Below are 16,064 nucleotides of genomic sequence, written 5' to 3' on the forward strand. Positions count from 1 at the left end.
TTTTTCGACCCTTCCCAATCGTCGTTAACCATTTCTTGACGTCGGCCCTGCATGGTCGTCGCATGGATTTTGGTTAACGGGGGTTAAAGGCATGGGCAGCAGCCTGAAGAGTGCGCAGTTCCTCATAGACAGTCGGTTGGCTTGCGCGGCGCGTGGCGATGTGGACGCCTATTACGATCTCGGCATGGCCTATTCGAGCGGCAGCGGCGGTGTGGATATCGACCTGATCGAAGCGCACAAATGGTTCAACCTGGCCGCCGTCGGCGGTAGCGAGGACGCCAAGGCCTGCCGCGCCGAAATCGCCGAGGACATGACCGCGCGCGAAATCGCCACCGCCCAGACGGCGGCCCGCGCCTGGCTCCAGATGACGCAACGCCACGCGGCGTAAACCAACCCTTACCAGCTTCGACCCGCCTCCCGACATCCGTTCGGGCTAAGCCTGTCGAAGTCCACGCGCCTCCGGGTAACCGCCCACATGCGGGACGGCACCCTTCGACAGCCTCACGGCGAGCGGCCCGTGGTCAGGCGGCGTCCGCCTTCACGGCTGCCTTTTTCGCTGGCGCTTTCTTCGCCGGAGCCTTCTTCACCGCTGCCTTCTTGGCCGGTGCCTTGTCTCCAGCCGGCTTCTTCGCCGCCGCCTTTTTCGGCGCAGCCTTCTTCTTCCCCTTCTTGGCCGGTGCCGCCGCCGCGCGCGCGTCGATCAACTGCGCGGCTTCCTCAAGCGTCAGCGCATCCTTCTCGATGCTCTTCGGCAGGGTCGCATTGGTCTCGCCGTCGGTGACGTACGCGCCGTAGCGCCCCTCCATCAGCTTGATCTCCGCCTCGGTGCGCGGATGCAGGCCCAGCACCTTCAGCGGTGCCTGCGCGCCCCGCTGCGGCCGCCCGCCGCCCGCCGCCGCCTCGGCCAGCTTGACCACCGCCGCGTTCATACCGGTCTCGAACACGTCCAGCGTCGAAGTCAGCCGCGCATATTTGCCCGCATGCGCCAGATACGGACCATAGCGCCCGATCGATGCAGTGATCGGCTCGCCGCTTTCGGGATGCGTGCCCACCGTGCGCGGCAGACCGAGCAGCTTAAGCGCCCATTCCAGATCGAGTTCGCCCGGCAGATCCTTCGGGATCGATGCGCGCTTCGCCTCCTTGCCTTCGCCCAACTGGATATACGGCCCGAACCGCCCGGACTTGCGCTCGACCGGCAGGCCCGTCTCCGGGTCATTGCCGAGCGTCTCCGGCCCGGCATCGCCACCCTCTTCCGCCCCACCCTGGCCGAAGCGCCTTGTATATTTGCACTCGGGATAATTCGAACACGCCACGAACGCGCCGAACTTGCCGCCGCGCAGCGCGAGCCGCCCCTCGCCGCAATTCGGGCACAGCCGCGCATCGCCGCCATCGGCCTGCGCCGGGAACAGATACGGCTCTAGGAAGATGTCGAGCGCGGCAGTCACTTCCGACGGCTTCTGCTCCATCACCTCGGTCGTGCGCGGCTTGAAATCCTGCCAGAACGCCGCCAGCACCGCCTGCCATTCCGCGCGACCGCCCGACACTTCGTCCAGCTGATCCTCCAGCCCGGCGGTGAAATCGTACCCGACATATTGTTCGAAGAAACGCTCCAGGAACGCCGTCACCAGCCGTCCCGATTCCTCGGCGAAGAACCGGTTCTTCTCGACGCGCACATAGGCGCGATCCTTTAAGGTCTTGATGATCGAGGCATAGGTGGAGGGGCGCCCGATGCCGAGTTCTTCCATCCGCTTGACCAGGCTCGCTTCGGAGAAGCGCGGCGGCGGCTGGGTGAAATGCTGTTCGGCATGCACCGCCTTTTTGGCCGGCGCATCGCCCTCGCGCAGACGCGGCAGGCGCTTGGCATCCTCGCCTTCGGTATCGTCCGAACCTTCCTCGTACAGCGCGAGATAGCCGGGAAACAGCACCACCTGCCCGGTCGCACGCAGGCCGGTCTGGCCCGAACCGTCGAGCAGTTCGACCGTCGTCCGCTCCATCCGCGCGCTTGCCATTTGGCTCGCCAGCGCGCGCTTCCAGATCAGATCGTAGAGCCGCGCGAAATCGCCCGAGCCAACCTTGTCCTTGCCGAAATCGGTCGGGCGGATCGCCTCATGCGCTTCCTGCGCGTTCTTCGCCTTGGACGTATATTGCCGTGGCTTGTCCGGCACGTAGCTCGCGTCGTACCGATTCGCGACGGCGAGACGCGCGGCCGAGATCGCGCTCGAATCCATCTGCACGCCATCAGTACGCATGTACGTGATCGAGCCGTCCTCGTAGAGTCCCTGCGCGATCCGCATCGTATGATCGGCCGAGAAGCCGAGCTTGCGCGCCGCCTCCTGCTGCAGCGTCGAGGTCGTGAACGGCGGCGGCGGGTTTCGCGTCGCCGGCTTGGTCTCGACCGACTGGACCGAGAAGCGCCCTTCCTCGACCGCAGCCTTGGCCTTCAGCGCCGTGCCCTCCTCGCCGATCGACAAGCGATCGAGCTTCTTGCCCTCGAAGGTCACCAGTCGCGCCTGGAATGGCGTGCCGTCCTGCTCAAGATCGGCGATCACCGACCAATATTCCTGCGCCCGGAATGCCTCGATCTCGCGCTCCCGCGAGACGATCAGCCGCAGCGCGACCGATTGCACGCGCCCGGCCGATTTCGCCCCCGGCAGCTTGCGCCACAACACCGGCGACAGCGTGAAGCCGACCAGATAGTCGAGCGCCCGGCGTGCGCGGTACGCGTCGATCAGATCGTCGTCCAGCTCGCGCGGGGCCTTCATCGCCGCCGTCACCGTCGCCTTGGTGATCGCGTTGAAGGTGACGCGCTCGACCTCCTTCGGCAGTGCCTTCCGCGCCCGCAGCACCTCACGCACGTGCCAAGAAATCGCCTCGCCCTCGCGATCCGGATCGGTCGCCAGGATCAGGCGGTCGGCGGTCTTGGCGAGATCGGTGATCGCTTTCAGCTGCTTCGACTTGTCGGCGTAGTTTTCCCACTCCATCGCGAATCCGTCGTCGGGATTAACCGATCCGTCCTTCGGCGGCAGATCGCGGACATGGCCGTAGCTTGCGAGAACGCGGTAATCGCTCCCCAGATACTTTTCGATGGTTTTCGCCTTGGCGGGCGATTCGACGATGACGAGCTGCATGGGGGTGTGCGATGTCCTTACGTGTACGCGCGAGGGTGGCAAGCCGGCGCAGGGGCCGTCAATAGGGCTGGGGCAATAGGGCCGACATCAATACGGGGGCAATGTGGATCACGGGCATAAACAACTCGAACGGATGACGTTCTTTTCCGACGCGGTGTTCGCGATTGCAATGACGCTGCTGGTGATCGAGGTGCGCGTGCCGGAAGTGCATCTGCGCACCGACGCGGCGCTGGCCCAGGCCCTGGTCGATCAATTGCCGAAATATATCGGCTTCGTCGTCAGCTTCATGGTCGTCGGGCGCTTCTGGGTGGGGCATCACCGTACGATGGGTCTGCTCAAGGGACTCAACCCACGGCTGGTATGGATCAACCTGCTGTTCCTGATGGCGGTGGCGTTCATGCCGTTCCCGACCGCGGTGTTCAGCGACTATGTCGAACTGCGCGTCGGCGTGGGCCTGTATGCCGGCTGGCTGATGGTGCTGGGCATCATGAACCACTGGCTCATCGCCGGCGCGCTCCGTAATCCGGCGGTGCTGCGCGACGATGCCGATCCGGCGGACGTGCGGATGATGCGCCGATCGAGCTGGATCCCGCTGATCATCGGATCGCTCGCCTTCGCCGTCGGCATGGTCCGCCCGCTGTGGGCGCTGATCGTGCTGACGTTCGGATCGCCGGTGATCGGCTGGCTGGTGCGGCGGGAGTGGCGGAAGGTGGGAGCTTGATCGGCCGGATAGATGAGATGTGGCTGGGCATCAGCCGTTCAAAATTCTTTGGAACGGCGTCTGAGAAGGGGGGAACGTCCGGTTGGTAGCTTACCGTTTTGAAGCGCGTCGGCAGCGACGGAGGCCTTTGGCGAGGGCGCTGAAATTCGGCGCGAGGATTGTGCTCATTGGAACCGTCGCATGTGGCACCGCTGTTTCGAAGGAAACCCCGGGAACACTTAATTCCCGGTATTCAAATGTCCGTTCTCCCGGCGTTGAGCTTCAAGCCACGCCACCGATGTCCGAGCGATCGACAAACAATCGGTCGGCGTTAAGCGAATTAGCTCCTGGCGAATTGGCAACATATTTGGCGAACCACGACGTCCAGCGTCTTCCCTTCGATAGCACGATTTCGACGATCAGAACGTGCTTGCGGCAATCGGAAGACACCATCCAAATGTGCTTGGATGCTGGGTCTAGCGAGCAACTCTGTGAGACCGACGCGTCGCAATGCTCCTACGCCGCCGAACAGGCATGGCAATTATACATCGCGCATTACCTCCGGCTGCTCCGGAAGCGTGTTGCTTACGCGACGCCGGAATCCAGCCAGAAGGCTTGGGCCGCCTATGTCGACGCAGAGTGCGAGTTCGAATCGGCGCTTTACCCGGATGACGCACCGATGCGCCACGTTGTTGATGGCACGTGCCGCGCTACAAAGGCTCAAGAACGCGCGCTTGAATTACGCGATTCCCTTATCAACACTGACCGCTGAGCGTCCGCCTGTGGGCGATAACGATCGCCCCTCGCTCACCCCAAACTCACCCGCCCCGCCGCATGGCGCTCCAGCCGGCCGGCCAGTTCCAGTTCCAGCAACACCGTCTGCACGATCGCCGGGGCAAGGCCGGATTGGCGGATCAGTTCGTCCACCGCGACGGGCACGGGGCCGAGCAGGGATAGCAGGTCGCGCCGTTCGTGGTCGCTCGCATCGTCGGGCGGCGGGCCTTCGAAGCGGCTGCCTGGCGAGCGCACCATGCGCGCGTCGATCGGGCGGATCGTTTCCAGCACGTCCGCCGCCGACTGGACCAGGATCGCGCCGTCGCGGATCAGGCCGTTGCAACCCTGCGCGCGCGGATCGAGCGGGGAGCCGGGCACGGCCATCACCTCGCGCCCCGCCTCGCCCGCCAGCCGCGCGGTGATCAGCGAGCCCGATTTCGGCGCGGCCTCGACCACGACCGTCCCCACCGACAGCCCGGCGATGATGCGGTTACGATACGGGAAGTGGCGCGCGCGCGGCTCGGTGCCGGGTGGCTGTTCGGCGATCAGCAGGCCTTCGGTGGCGATCCGTTCCTGCAGCGCGGCGTTCTCCGGTGGGTAGACGATTTCGATCCCGCCGGCGATCACGCCGATCGTGCCGCCGCCCGACTCCCGCTGGTCGATCGCGCCGACATGCGCCGCCGTATCCACGCCGCGCGCCAGCCCCGAAACCACTGCCACACTTTGATCGGCCAACTGAAAAGCCAATTGCCGTGCGAACCGGCATGCCGCCGCCGAGGCGTTGCGCGCGCCGACCATCGCCACCGCCGTTCGTCGGAGCAGCGCCGGATCGCCACGCACGGTCAGCACCGGCGGCGCATCGTCCAGTTCGGCGAGCAACGCCGGATAGTCCGCATCCTCGATGAACAGATGCCGCGCACCGAGCTTTGCCACCGCGACCAGCTCGCACTCGGCCAGTGCGGCCGGCGCGACCACCGGTGCCCGCCCGCCGCCGCGCCGCGCCAGACCGGGCAGCGCCTCGATAGCGGCACCCGCATCGCCGAAGCGCGCGATCAATTGACGGTAGGTGACGGGGCCGATCTGCGCGGTACGGATCAGGCGGATACGCGAAACCGCATCCGAATCAGCCACCCTTGCGCCCGATCCGGGGTTCGGTGCCGCTGAGCAGCCGATCGATATTCTCGCGATGCTTCCACAGCACGAGCAGCGCGAGCGCGACCAGCAGGAAGACGATATCGAAGCGCCCGAACAAGGCCGCGCTCACCGGCGCACTCACCGCCGCGGCCATGCCCGCCAGCGAGGAGATACGCAGGGCGGCGAGCAGCCCGAGCCAGACCAGGGCATAGACCAAAGCGCTCGCCGGGTGCAGCGCCAGCACGATGCCCATCAACGTCGCCACGCCCTTGCCGCCACGGAACTTCAGCCACACCGGGAACAGATGCCCGAGGAAGGCCGCGGCCGCCGCCAGCACGCCGGTGCCCGGCCAAAGCTGCTCGCACAGCATCACCGCCGCCCAGCCCTTGGCCGCATCGAGCAGCAACGTCGCCGCCGCCAGCCCCTTGCGCCCGGTGCGCAGCACGTTGGTCGCGCCGATATTGCCCGATCCGATCGTCCGCAAATCGCCTGCGCCGCCCAGTCGCGTCAGGATCACCCCGAACGGAATCGATCCGAGCAGATAGCCCAGCAGCAGCGCACAGGTCGGCGCGATCCAGAGAATTTCGGTCTGCAAGATGCGCGCGGCCCCCTTATGTTCGCTTATAGCGGGGGAGGAGGCCTGTGCCAACATTTCCGTGGGGGATGCGCGCTACCCGTATCAATACACGCCGTCATCCTGACGAAGGTCAGGATCCATCGGGCCGCAAACCAATCACCCGGTGAGTGTGCGGAACCATGGATCCTGACCTTCGTCAGGATGACGGCGGTTGTGTGGGGATGACGACGGGTGCAGCGGTTTAGTGCGCCCCCCTCGACAGTGCCCCCCGTTCGCCTAAACGCAGGTCATGGCCGACACCCGCCCAATCCTGTTCTTCGATTCCGGCGTCGGCGGCCTGTCCGTCCTCGGCCCCACTCGCGCGCTGCTGCCGAACGCGCCGTTCGTCTATGTCGCCGACTCGGCGGGCTTCCCTTATGGCACCAAGAGCGAGCGCGAGATCGCGGTGCGCGTGCCCGCTTTGCTTGGCCGCCTCGCCGAACGGTATCGCCCGCGCCTGATCGTCATCGCCTGCAACACCGCATCGACGATCGCGCTGGCCGACGTGCGCGCCGCGCTCGACCTGCCGATTGTCGGCACCGTGCCCGCGATCAAGCCGGCGGCGGAGATCAGCGTCACGCGCACGATCGGCGTGCTCGGCACCGAGGCGACGGTGCGCCAGCCTTATGTCGACGATCTCGCCGCGCGCTTCGCCGCCGACTGCATCGTGCTGCGATACGGCTCGGCCGAACTGGTCCAGCTTGCCGAAGCCAAATTGCATGGCCGCGCAACCGATCCGGCGCGGTATGCGGCGATCCTGCACGGCCTGTTCGGACAACCCGGCGGCGCGAACATCGATACGATCGTCAATGCCTGCACGCATTTCCCCCTGGTCGCCGAAGAACTCACCGCCGCCGCGCCGCCCGGCGTCCGCTTCATCGATGGCAGCGCAGGGATCGCACGGCGCGTTGCCCATTTGACGCAGGGGCAGGACTGGCCGGAGCATTCCGGCGCAGGCGTGGCCGTGTTCACGCGCCTCGATCCGGAGGCGGAAGCGCTCACCCCCGCACTGGCGCATTTCGGGCTCCATACGCTCGAAGCGCTTTGAACATCGGACCAAAGGCCATGCTTTCCGATCACACTCATCGTGGAATGTTGCTGGAAATCCGCGAAAAACGGCGCTAGGGCGCTGCCATGGACGCGGACCTCAAGGCCGGGCGCGGAGTCGATTACTCGCGCATCTTCACCCAGGCGATCGATCGCCTGCATGTGGAGGGGCGGTATCGTGTCTTCATCGATATCCTGCGCAACAAGGGTGCCTTCCCCAACGCGCGTTGCTTCGCCGGGCATAACGGGCCGAAGCCGATCACCGTCTGGTGTTCGAACGACTATCTCGCGATGGGGCAGCATCCGGCAGTCATCGCGGCGATGGAAGAGGCGTTGCACGATGTCGGCGCGGGCTCCGGGGGCACGCGAAACATCGGTGGGAACACCCACTATCATGTTGATCTGGAAGCAGAACTTGCCGATCTGCACGGTAAGGAAGGTGCCTTGCTGTTCACGTCGGGATACGTCTCGAACGAGGCAACTTTGGCAACTTTGGCCAAGATCCTGCCCGGCTGCATCATCTTCTCGGACGAACTCAACCACGCCTCGATGATCGCGGGCATCCGCAATTCGGGTTGCGAACGCCACGTCTTCCGCCACAACGATGTCGAACATCTCGAGGAATTGCTCAGCAGCGTCGATCCGGCCGCGCCCAAGCTGATCGCGTTCGAGAGCGTCTATTCGATGGACGGCGACGTCGCGCCGATCGCGGCGATCTGCGATCTGGCCGACAAATACAGCGCGCTGACCTATCTCGACGAGGTTCACGCCGTCGGCATGTACGGCGCGCGCGGCGGCGGCATCTCGGAGCGCGACGACGTGGCCAATCGGCTGACGATCATCGAGGGCACGCTGGGCAAGGCGTTCGGCGTGATGGGCGGCTACATCACCGCCGACCAGACGATCATCGACGTGATCCGCAGCTACGCACCGGGCTTCATCTTCACCACGTCGCTGTCGCCGGTATTGGTATCCGGCGCGCTGGCCAGCGTGCGGCACCTGAAGGCCTCCAGCGTCGAGCGCGACGGGCAGCAGGCCGCCGCCGCGATGCTCAAGGGGCTGTTCGCGGATGCCGGCCTGCCGGTGATGGATTCGACCACGCACATCGTGCCGCTGATGGTCGGCGATCCGGTCAAGGCCAAGAAGATCAGCGATATCCTGCTCGCCGAATATGGCGTGTACGTGCAACCGATCAATTACCCCACCGTGCCGCGCGGCACCGAACGGCTGCGCTTCACGCCCGGCCCGGCGCATGACGAGGCGATGATGCGCGAGCTGACGGGCGCGCTGGTCGAGATCTGGAGCCGGCTGGAACTGCGCAAGGCCGCCTGATGCCCAAGCGCAATGCCGAGGATTGGACGCTCGCGCAGGGCAAAGCGGGCGGCCATGCCACGATCGTCCGCGCACTGGCCCGCGTTCCGCTGATCGAACAGCGCAAAAGCCGTCCGGTGCTGGTGTCGATCACCTGGGCCTATGACGGCGAAGCGACCGGCGGCATGCCATCGCGTGCCGTGTACGACCGGATCGAGGGCTTCGAGGAGGTGCTGTTCGCCGCGCTGGACGCCGATACCGCCACCGGAAGCGACTGGGCGACGGAGGCGGCGGCGATCACCGGCAACGGCGCGCGGCAGTGGCGCTTCTACACCGCCGATGCGGAGGATTTCATCGCCCGCTTCACCACGGCGTTGGCCGGTGAGACGGTGTATCCGATCGAACTGGAAGCGGTGGACGATCCCGAATGGCAGGGCCTGAGGGACGTACAGCCCAAGGGGTGATCACAACCAGGCGATCGCCAGTGTGATGCCACCCAGCCCCAGCGACAACGGCGTGCGCAAACCCAACCACCAGCGCGGCGCTATGCCCATCGCCTGTAACTTCCAGTCCACGCCGAGCGACCCGATCAGCACTATTCCCAACACTTTCAGCGACGGCCCCGGCCATGGCTCGCCGACCATCCACGGATACGCGCTGGAGAATGCGATCAGGGACGGCGCTACGGCCGCGATCCACACCCAGACAGGCGCCCGGCCGTGTGCCGCAGCCAAGCCCCACCACAACCCGCCGAGGAAGCTGAGGATCAAGGCGGCATAGGCGAATGCGCACGCCAAAGCGACGAACCGCGCCTCGGGATTGCCTCCGATCAGGGCGAACATGGCGAGCAATTGGGGCAGCAGGCCGACCAGGCCGAGCCAGCGGGGCCAAGTCGGGGAAGATGTCATGTCGCCTCAACCCCGGTTGCGTCGACAAGTTGCGCCGATCCGACCGACCATCTGAAAATCAGTCGCCGAACTTGCCCGCGCGGTACAGCAGGGTGATCGCGACGCGGCGATTGCGCGGGTCTGACGGGTTGGCGGTGATGATCGGTTCGCGATCCGCCACGCCTTCGATCCGTTCGAAACGCTTTTCTGGAATGCCGCCCGCTAGCAGCCGGCGGCGCGTCGCCTCGGACCGGCTGGACGACAGGATCCAGTTGTTCATCGCCATCGGGTCGCCGAACGGCACGCTGTCGGTATGGCCGCGGATCATGATCGGATTGTCGGTATCGCGGATCGACTGGGCGATCAGGCCGATCAGCGCCGATGCTTCGGAATCGAGCTGAGTCGTGCCGAGCGCGAACATCGAATAATCGGCATCGTCGAGCAGATCGATTCGCATGCCTTCCGGCGTGCGCATGAAACGGACGTGTTTGCTGAGCTTGGCGAGGCTCGGATTGACCTTCATCGCGTTTTCGACGCGGCGCTTGGTCCGCTCGAAATTCTTCTGGTCCTCGGCCCCCATCCCGGATTTGTTCTTCAGGCTGCCCTTCTGCCCGGTGCCGACGCTGACGCCTCCGGTGGAATCCGCCGGAATGGTCATCGAACGCGTGCCGGTCTGCGCCGCCTTGTGCGGATAATTGTCTTTGTCGATGATCGATGCGCCACCGAACAGGCCGTTCGAACCGGCACTGTTCTGTTTCAGTTCGATCAACGTCGGCGCGAAATAATCCGCCAGCGCCTTGCGCTGCTTCTCGTTGGTCGCACCCAGCAGCCACATCAGCAGGAAGAACGCCATCATCGCGGTGACGAAATCGGCGTATGCGACCTTCCAGGCGCCACCATGATGGCCGCCATGCCCTTCGATATAGATCTTCTTGTAGATGATCTTCGGGGGCTGGTTATTGCCGTGGGGAGCGCGCGCCGCCATGGCTTAGCGGCCCCGCAGACCGTCGAACACCTCGGCGAAACCGGGCTGGTTGCTGTGCGCGATGCCCGAGCGGGCCGCTTCGATGACGAGCGGCTGCGGATGGCCGTGGAGCGAGGCGATAATGATCTGTTTGACGACGTGATAGATCGCGCCATCGGCATCCAGCACCTGCTTCAGCCGGTTGGCGAGCGGTGCGACGATCCCGTAGGCGAGCAGCACGCCCATGAACGTGCCGACCAGCGCCGAGCCGATCATCGCACCCAGGATCGCCGGCGGCTTGTCGATCGAACCCATCGTTTTCACGACGCCCAACACGGCGGCGACGATGCCGAGCGCGGGCAGGGCATCGGCCAGCGACGCGATCGTTCCGTGCGGCCCTTCCGCCTCGTGGTGGTGGGTCTTGATCATATTGTCCATCACGTCCTCGACCGCATGCACGTCGAGCGTGCCCGACGACACCACGACCAGGCGCAGCGTATCGGCGATCAGGTTGGTCAGCGCGTGATCGCTGAGCAGGCGTGGATATTCGGAGAAGAGGGCGGAGGATTTGGGATCCTCGACATGCGGTTCGAGCGCGATCGGCCCTTCGGTACGCAGCATCTTCATCAGCTTGCTGACGAGGAAGATGACGTCGAGATAATCCTGTTTCTTGTATTTCGGGCCCTTGAACACCTTGGCGAGCCCGCCGCCCAGCGCCTTGATCTCCTTCATCGAATTACCGATGATGAGCGCACCGACCGCGGCGCCGCCGATGATCAGCATCTCGTGCGGAATCGCTTCCATCACCGGGCCGAGCGCGCCGCCGGTGATCGCGAACCCGCCGAAGATCATGACGAGAAGAACGACGAGGCCGATGACGACGAACATGGTAAGTGCGTATTCCCCCGTTGGACCGATGCGGCCCTCGACAGCGATGGTTAACCGGACTTCGTAGCCAAGCGGTTAACCATCGCCGGAAAAATGGTTAATTGAGGTAATTGAATAGCGACAACGAGCTGAGCTTCGTGAAGCTCGCCTGCGTCGCGGACAGGATCGTCATCGTCTTCTGCAATTCGGTGATCGCCGCCGCCGTGTCGGTATCCTCCAGGCTGGAGCGATCCGCTTCGCGCGTGGTGGCGACGTCGGTCAGTCGCGTGGTCTCCAGATCGAGCCGCGCGCCCCGCGCACCGACCGAACCGCGCGTCGCACCGATCTGCGTCAGCGCCGTCTTCAGGCTGTTGCCCGCATCCGCTGCCGCGGCGGAAGCATTGGTGTTGCTGGTCAATGCGGCAGCGAGTTTCGAGATGATCGCGAACACGTCGCTGGTGCCCGTGGAGGTGGAGATGCCGCCGAACACGCGCTGCGCGCTGTCGGTCGCGTGCACGTCCACGCCGTCGCCGACCGGGATCGCCGAGGGCTCACCGGTGCCGGTGAAGGTGACGCTGCCGTCGTTCGCCTGCGCCACTGCGGTATCGCCCGACGATGCACCGAACAAAGGCTGGCCGCGCACATCCTTGGTGTTGGCCAGGCCGACCAGATCCTGCACGATCGCGGTCAACTGATCGCCGATCACCTTGCGATCCGCCGCGTTCAGCGTGTCGTTGTTTGCCTGAGTCGCCAGTTCGGCCGCCTTCTGCAACTGGCTCTCGACCGAGGCCAGCGTCGAATCCGATTGCGCGAGCAGCGACTGCGCGACCTTGATGTTCGCGCCATACGCGGTGTCGTTGGCGTTGGAACGCTTGATCAGCGCGAGCTTTTGATAGGCGACGGGATCGTCCGACGCGGTCGCGATCTTCTTGTCGGTCGAAATCTGCGTCTGCAGCTTGTCGGCCCTGGCCGTCAGTTGCTGCATCAGACTCGTCGAGCGATCGTAGAGCTGGCTGGTGCTGATCTGCATGGAAACTGCGCCTATTGGATCGTGAGGATCGACTGGAAGGTTTCGCGCGCTACCTGAACGACGCGCGCCGACGCCTGATACGCCTGCTGGAAGCGCATCAGATCGACCGCTTCATTGTCGAGATTGACGCCGGTCACCGAATCGCGCGCGGCCACGGCATTGTCGCGGATCGCGCCCTGCGCCTCGGCGACCGATTTGCGCGCGGCGAGCGCCGAGGCATTGCCGGAGACCAAAGCCGTCGTGCTCGCCTCGAACTTGCCCGATGAGCGCATCACTTCGAAATTGGCGAGATTACCGTTGTCGCGCGTGCCGCCGCCCACCGCTGCGGCGGCGATGCCGCGTGGATCGGTCAGGACCAGTCCGATATCGGTCGGCGAGCCGCGCACCGCGAACATCGCCGAACCCGGATTGCCGTCGAGATCGCGGCCCATGCCTTGCGCGGTGTTGACCGCATCAACGAAGCCGGTGGCGATCGTGTTGAGCGAATCGCGCGCGGCCTCCACGCGCTGCGCGCTTTCGGCGACGCCGGCAAGCACGCCGCCGCCAGGCGTCAGCGTGGAGGATGCGCCATCGCGGTGCAGGGCGAAAGAGACTGCGCCCGCATCGCCGCGCGCATAGGTGACGTAACCCGCATCGTTCCCGGCGACGAACACCGGCCCGCCCGCGCCGCCGAGCCGCACCGTCGCGCGGCCGAGATCGTCGGTGGTGACGCCGACGTCGCTGATCGCGCTCATCTGTTCAAGCAACTGATCGCGCTGGTCGCCCAATTGCGCCGCGCCCGCCGTGCCCGGCTGGACGCGCGCGATCGCATCGTTGACCCTGGCGAGCGAGGCACCCAAGCCGTTCAGCGTCGCGACCGAATCGTCCGCCGTGGCGTCGATATCCTGATCGATCGCATTCAGCCCCTTGCCGGTCGCGGCGAATGAACTCGCCACCGACGTCGCGGATTCGAGCATCGCCTGACGTGGCGTGGTGGCCGTCGGATCGGCGGCGATCGCTTTGGCAGCGTTGAAGAAGCTGGTGAGGCGATCGCCCAGTTGGTTACCGCTCAGCGTCGTCTCGATCTTGTCCATCCAGCCGATCGAGGTATCGGAGCGCGCAAGATCGGAACCGGCCGACCTTACGTCGGCGCTGCGGAACATATCGCCGATCCGCTTGATGCCGGTGATCACCGAGCCGTTGACATCGTTCACCGACCGCGACGTGATCGAGCCGCCGGTGGACGAGACTTCGTTGATCGTCGACGTGCGGCGCGTGTAGCCGGCGGTCGAGGCGTTGGCGATATTTTCGGAGACGGTGGTCAGCGCGCTTTGATACGCGCGGATCCCGCTGGCGCCGATGCCGAGCAGATCGCTCATGGCGTGGTGCTTTCAGCAGCCGGGGCTTGAGCGGGCGCTTGAGCGGCTTGGGCCTTGGCGAGGAAATCGACCATCGCCTTGCCGATGCCGAGAGGTGCGCTGTCGGCCATCGACTGCGCGACCTTCTGATCCTGCATCTCGCGGAACGTGTCGAGGCCCTTGCTCTCGAACAATTCGCTCGAGAGGTGGGCCGATCGCATCGATTTCATCATCATGCCGACGAACACCGCCTCAAACTGCTTGCCCGCCTTTTCGAGATTGGCGCGGCTGCCGAGGCGGCTGGTGTCGGTGCCGATTCCGGAAGTTGGCGAAGGTGGCGCGGAAAGGGTCATATCGGTCATAGCACGATCAACTCCGCCTTGAGGGCACCGGCTTCCTTAAGTGCTTCTAATATAGCGACAAGATCGGCCGGTGAGGCCCCGATTGCGTTGACCGCCTTGACCACATCCGCCAATTTCGGGCCGCCTTCGATCAGGAACATCGGATGCTTTTCCTCATCCACGGCGACGCCGCTTTTCTGTTCCCGGGCGGTCTGGCCCTGGCTGAACGGCGCGGGTTGAACGACGGTTTCCTTCTCGTCGATGCGCACGGTGAGCTTGCCGTGCGTGACGGCGGCGGCGCTGACGCGCACTGCGCTGTTGATCACGACGGTGCCGGTGCGCGCGTTGACGATCACCTTGGCCGAGGGTTCGGCGGAGGTGGCGTCGAGATTCTCGATCTGGCTCATCAACGTCGCGCGGACGTCGCCGCCCTGCGGCGCGCGCACCGACACCGAAACGGCGTCGGTCGCCTCGGCGATGCCGGCCCCGAAGCGCGCGTTGATCGACGCGGCGACATTCTGCGCGGTGGTGAAATCGGCGCGGGCGAGGTTGAAGGTCAACGTCGGGCTGCTCTCGAACCCGGTCTGCACCGCGCGTTCGACCGTGGCCCCTTCCGGGATGCGCCCGGTGGACGGCACGTTGACGACGATGCTGGAGCCATCCTTGCCCTCTGCGCCCAGACCGCCGACCGCGAGATTGCCCTGCGCCATGGCATAGATCTGACCATCGGCACCGAGCAAAGGCATCAGGATCAGGCTGCCGCCGCGCAGCGACTTGGCCTTGCCCATCGAGGCGACGGTGATGTCGAGCCGCTGGCCGGGCTTGGCGAAGGCCGGCAGATCGGCGGTGACGAGCACCACCGCGGCGTTCTTCATCCCCGGATTGGCGGAGGCGGGCAGCTGCAGGCCGAAGCGCGAGGCGACGGCCTTCAGCGACTGGACGGTATATTCGAGATTGTCGTCACCGGTGCCGGGCAGGCCCACGACCACGCCGTAGCCGGTGAGCTGGTTGGAACGGATGCCCTGAAAGCCGCCGAGATCCTTGATCCGGTCGGCGGATGCGGGGGTGGCGATGAGCAGGGTGGCGATGGCGAACGCGATCGCCCCCCACACCGTCCGTGCTGAGCCCGCCGAAGCACTGCCCTTCTTCATCCGGCGGAAGAAAGAAAGGCAGTCCTTCGACAGGCTCAGGACGGACGGGGTTTTTGGAGACATCAGCGCACCCATCAGAACGGACTCACCACGGCGAAGAACCGGCTGAGCCAGCCCTGGCGGCTGGCGCGGGCGACGTCGCCCTTGCCGGTGTAAGCAATCTGCGCATCGGCGACGCGGGTGGAGAGCACGCGGTTCTCGGCGTCGATGTCGGCGGTGCGGATCAGGCCCTTGATCTGGACGAATTCGTCGCCGCGATTGAGCGTGACGCGTTTCTGGCCCTGGACCAGCATCGTGCCGTTGGGGAACACCTTCGCCACCGTGACGCTGACTTCACCCGACAGCGTGTTCGACTGATCGGCCGAACCGGCACCGGTGAAGTTGCGCTTGCCGGTAGCCGCGACGTCGCTCGGCTTGAACAGTTTCGAGGCGAGACCGGTGGTCGGCGGGGTGATGCCGAACCCGCCGCTCGAATCCAGCTTGCTACCGGCGGATTTCGATGCGGCGGTGCGTTCGACGAGCACGATCGTCAGCGGATCGCCGACGCGCCGGGCGCGCGATCCTTCGTACAGCGCCGCATATCCGTCATTGACCTGGAAGATCGACCCCGTCGCCACGACCGGCGGCGGCGCGACCGGCCCCGGCAGCGAGGCGGAGAAATCGACCGGCGCGGCCTTCTTGCCGAACAGGCGCGCGTCTGCGGTTGCGGGCAGGAGCGCGGTGGCGACGAGAATCGCGGCTGAGGAGAGAATGATGGCTTTCATGGCGTTAACCATC

At 65.4% G+C, this 16,064-nt stretch carries 17 protein-coding genes; 6 read left to right on the forward strand and 11 right to left on the reverse strand.

Going from position 1 to position 16,064, the window contains the following annotated elements; translation table 11 throughout:
• Positions 1-91 precede the first annotated feature (91 nt).
• A complete protein-coding gene (locus tag U1738_RS10595) occupies positions 92-388 on the forward strand; it encodes an SEL1-like repeat protein (RefSeq protein WP_332789024.1) in 297 nt (98 codons plus the stop codon).
• Between the two features lie 133 nt (positions 389-521).
• Here the strand turns inward: U1738_RS10595 and topA are convergent, their stop codons facing one another.
• Complete coding sequence (topA, locus tag U1738_RS10600; RefSeq protein ID WP_332789025.1) at positions 522-3,128, reverse strand: type I DNA topoisomerase; 2,607 nt, start codon at positions 3,126-3,128, stop codon at positions 522-524.
• A gap of 133 nt (positions 3,129-3,261) precedes the next feature.
• On the opposite strand from topA, the gene U1738_RS10605 reads away from it, so the two are divergent.
• The gene (locus U1738_RS10605) at positions 3,262-3,849 is read left to right on the forward strand and encodes a TMEM175 family protein (RefSeq protein WP_332789026.1); all 588 of its coding nucleotides are present in this window, start codon (positions 3,262-3,264) and stop codon (positions 3,847-3,849) included.
• 346 nt (positions 3,850-4,195) lie between these two features.
• Positions 4,196-4,600, forward strand: a complete 405-nt coding sequence (locus U1738_RS10610; RefSeq protein ID WP_332789027.1) for a lysozyme inhibitor LprI family protein — start codon at positions 4,196-4,198, stop codon at positions 4,598-4,600.
• Positions 4,601-4,635: 35 nt separating this feature from the next.
• On the opposite strand, the gene dprA is transcribed toward U1738_RS10610, so the two are convergent.
• Together dprA and plsY are read right to left on the reverse strand one after the other, a co-directional pair.
• A complete protein-coding gene (dprA, locus tag U1738_RS10615; RefSeq protein ID WP_332789028.1) occupies positions 4,636-5,733 on the reverse strand; it encodes a DNA-processing protein DprA in 1,098 nt (365 codons plus the stop codon).
• Entirely contained in the window at positions 5,726-6,331 is a 606-nt protein-coding gene (gene plsY, locus U1738_RS10620; RefSeq protein ID WP_332789029.1) for a glycerol-3-phosphate 1-O-acyltransferase PlsY, read from the reverse strand. Before plsY ends, dprA begins: the two co-directional genes overlap by 8 nt.
• A gap of 271 nt (positions 6,332-6,602) precedes the next feature.
• Between plsY and murI the strand changes: the two genes are divergently transcribed.
• The 3 genes from murI to U1738_RS10635 all read left to right on the forward strand — a co-directional run bounded on the left by murI (position 6,603) and on the right by U1738_RS10635 (position 9,174).
• Positions 6,603-7,400: a glutamate racemase gene (gene murI, locus U1738_RS10625; protein WP_332789030.1), complete on the forward strand. Its 798-nt coding sequence runs from the start codon at positions 6,603-6,605 to the stop codon at positions 7,398-7,400.
• A gap of 86 nt (positions 7,401-7,486) precedes the next feature.
• Complete coding sequence (gene hemA / locus U1738_RS10630; protein ID WP_332789031.1) at positions 7,487-8,731, forward strand: 5-aminolevulinate synthase; 1,245 nt, start codon at positions 7,487-7,489, stop codon at positions 8,729-8,731.
• A complete protein-coding gene (locus U1738_RS10635) occupies positions 8,731-9,174 on the forward strand; it encodes a DUF695 domain-containing protein (protein ID WP_332789032.1) in 444 nt (147 codons plus the stop codon). The genes hemA and U1738_RS10635 overlap by 1 nt, the downstream gene beginning before the upstream one ends.
• On the opposite strand, the gene U1738_RS10640 is transcribed toward U1738_RS10635, so the two are convergent.
• The 8 genes from U1738_RS10640 to U1738_RS10675 all read right to left on the reverse strand — a co-directional run bounded on the left by U1738_RS10640 (position 9,175) and on the right by U1738_RS10675 (position 16,051).
• Positions 9,175-9,618: a DUF3429 domain-containing protein gene (locus U1738_RS10640; RefSeq protein WP_332789033.1), complete on the reverse strand. Its 444-nt coding sequence runs from the start codon at positions 9,616-9,618 to the stop codon at positions 9,175-9,177.
• 58 nt (positions 9,619-9,676) lie between these two features.
• A complete protein-coding gene (locus tag U1738_RS10645; RefSeq protein WP_332789034.1) occupies positions 9,677-10,582 on the reverse strand; it encodes a flagellar motor protein MotB in 906 nt (301 codons plus the stop codon).
• A gap of 3 nt (positions 10,583-10,585) precedes the next feature.
• A complete protein-coding gene (gene motA, locus U1738_RS10650) occupies positions 10,586-11,449 on the reverse strand; it encodes a flagellar motor stator protein MotA (RefSeq protein WP_055774986.1) in 864 nt (287 codons plus the stop codon).
• A gap of 97 nt (positions 11,450-11,546) precedes the next feature.
• A complete protein-coding gene (gene flgL / locus U1738_RS10655) occupies positions 11,547-12,458 on the reverse strand; it encodes a flagellar hook-associated protein FlgL (RefSeq protein WP_332789035.1) in 912 nt (303 codons plus the stop codon).
• A gap of 11 nt (positions 12,459-12,469) precedes the next feature.
• Entirely contained in the window at positions 12,470-13,816 is a 1,347-nt protein-coding gene (flgK, locus tag U1738_RS10660) for a flagellar hook-associated protein FlgK (protein WP_332789036.1), read from the reverse strand.
• A complete protein-coding gene (locus tag U1738_RS10665) occupies positions 13,813-14,157 on the reverse strand; it encodes a rod-binding protein (protein ID WP_332789037.1) in 345 nt (114 codons plus the stop codon). Before U1738_RS10665 ends, flgK begins: the two co-directional genes overlap by 4 nt.
• The gene (locus U1738_RS10670; RefSeq protein ID WP_332789038.1) at positions 14,154-15,362 is read right to left on the reverse strand and encodes a flagellar basal body P-ring protein FlgI; all 1,209 of its coding nucleotides are present in this window, start codon (positions 15,360-15,362) and stop codon (positions 14,154-14,156) included. Before U1738_RS10670 ends, U1738_RS10665 begins: the two co-directional genes overlap by 4 nt.
• Positions 15,362-16,051 (reverse strand): flagellar basal body L-ring protein FlgH, encoded by a 690-nt coding sequence (locus tag U1738_RS10675; protein WP_332789039.1) that lies wholly within the window; start codon positions 16,049-16,051, stop codon positions 15,362-15,364. The genes U1738_RS10670 and U1738_RS10675 overlap by 1 nt, the downstream gene beginning before the upstream one ends.
• Positions 16,052-16,064 lie beyond the last annotated feature (13 nt).

This window comes from Parasphingomonas caseinilytica (assembly GCF_036663755.1).
GTDB lineage: Bacteria > Pseudomonadota > Alphaproteobacteria > Sphingomonadales > Sphingomonadaceae > Sphingomonas.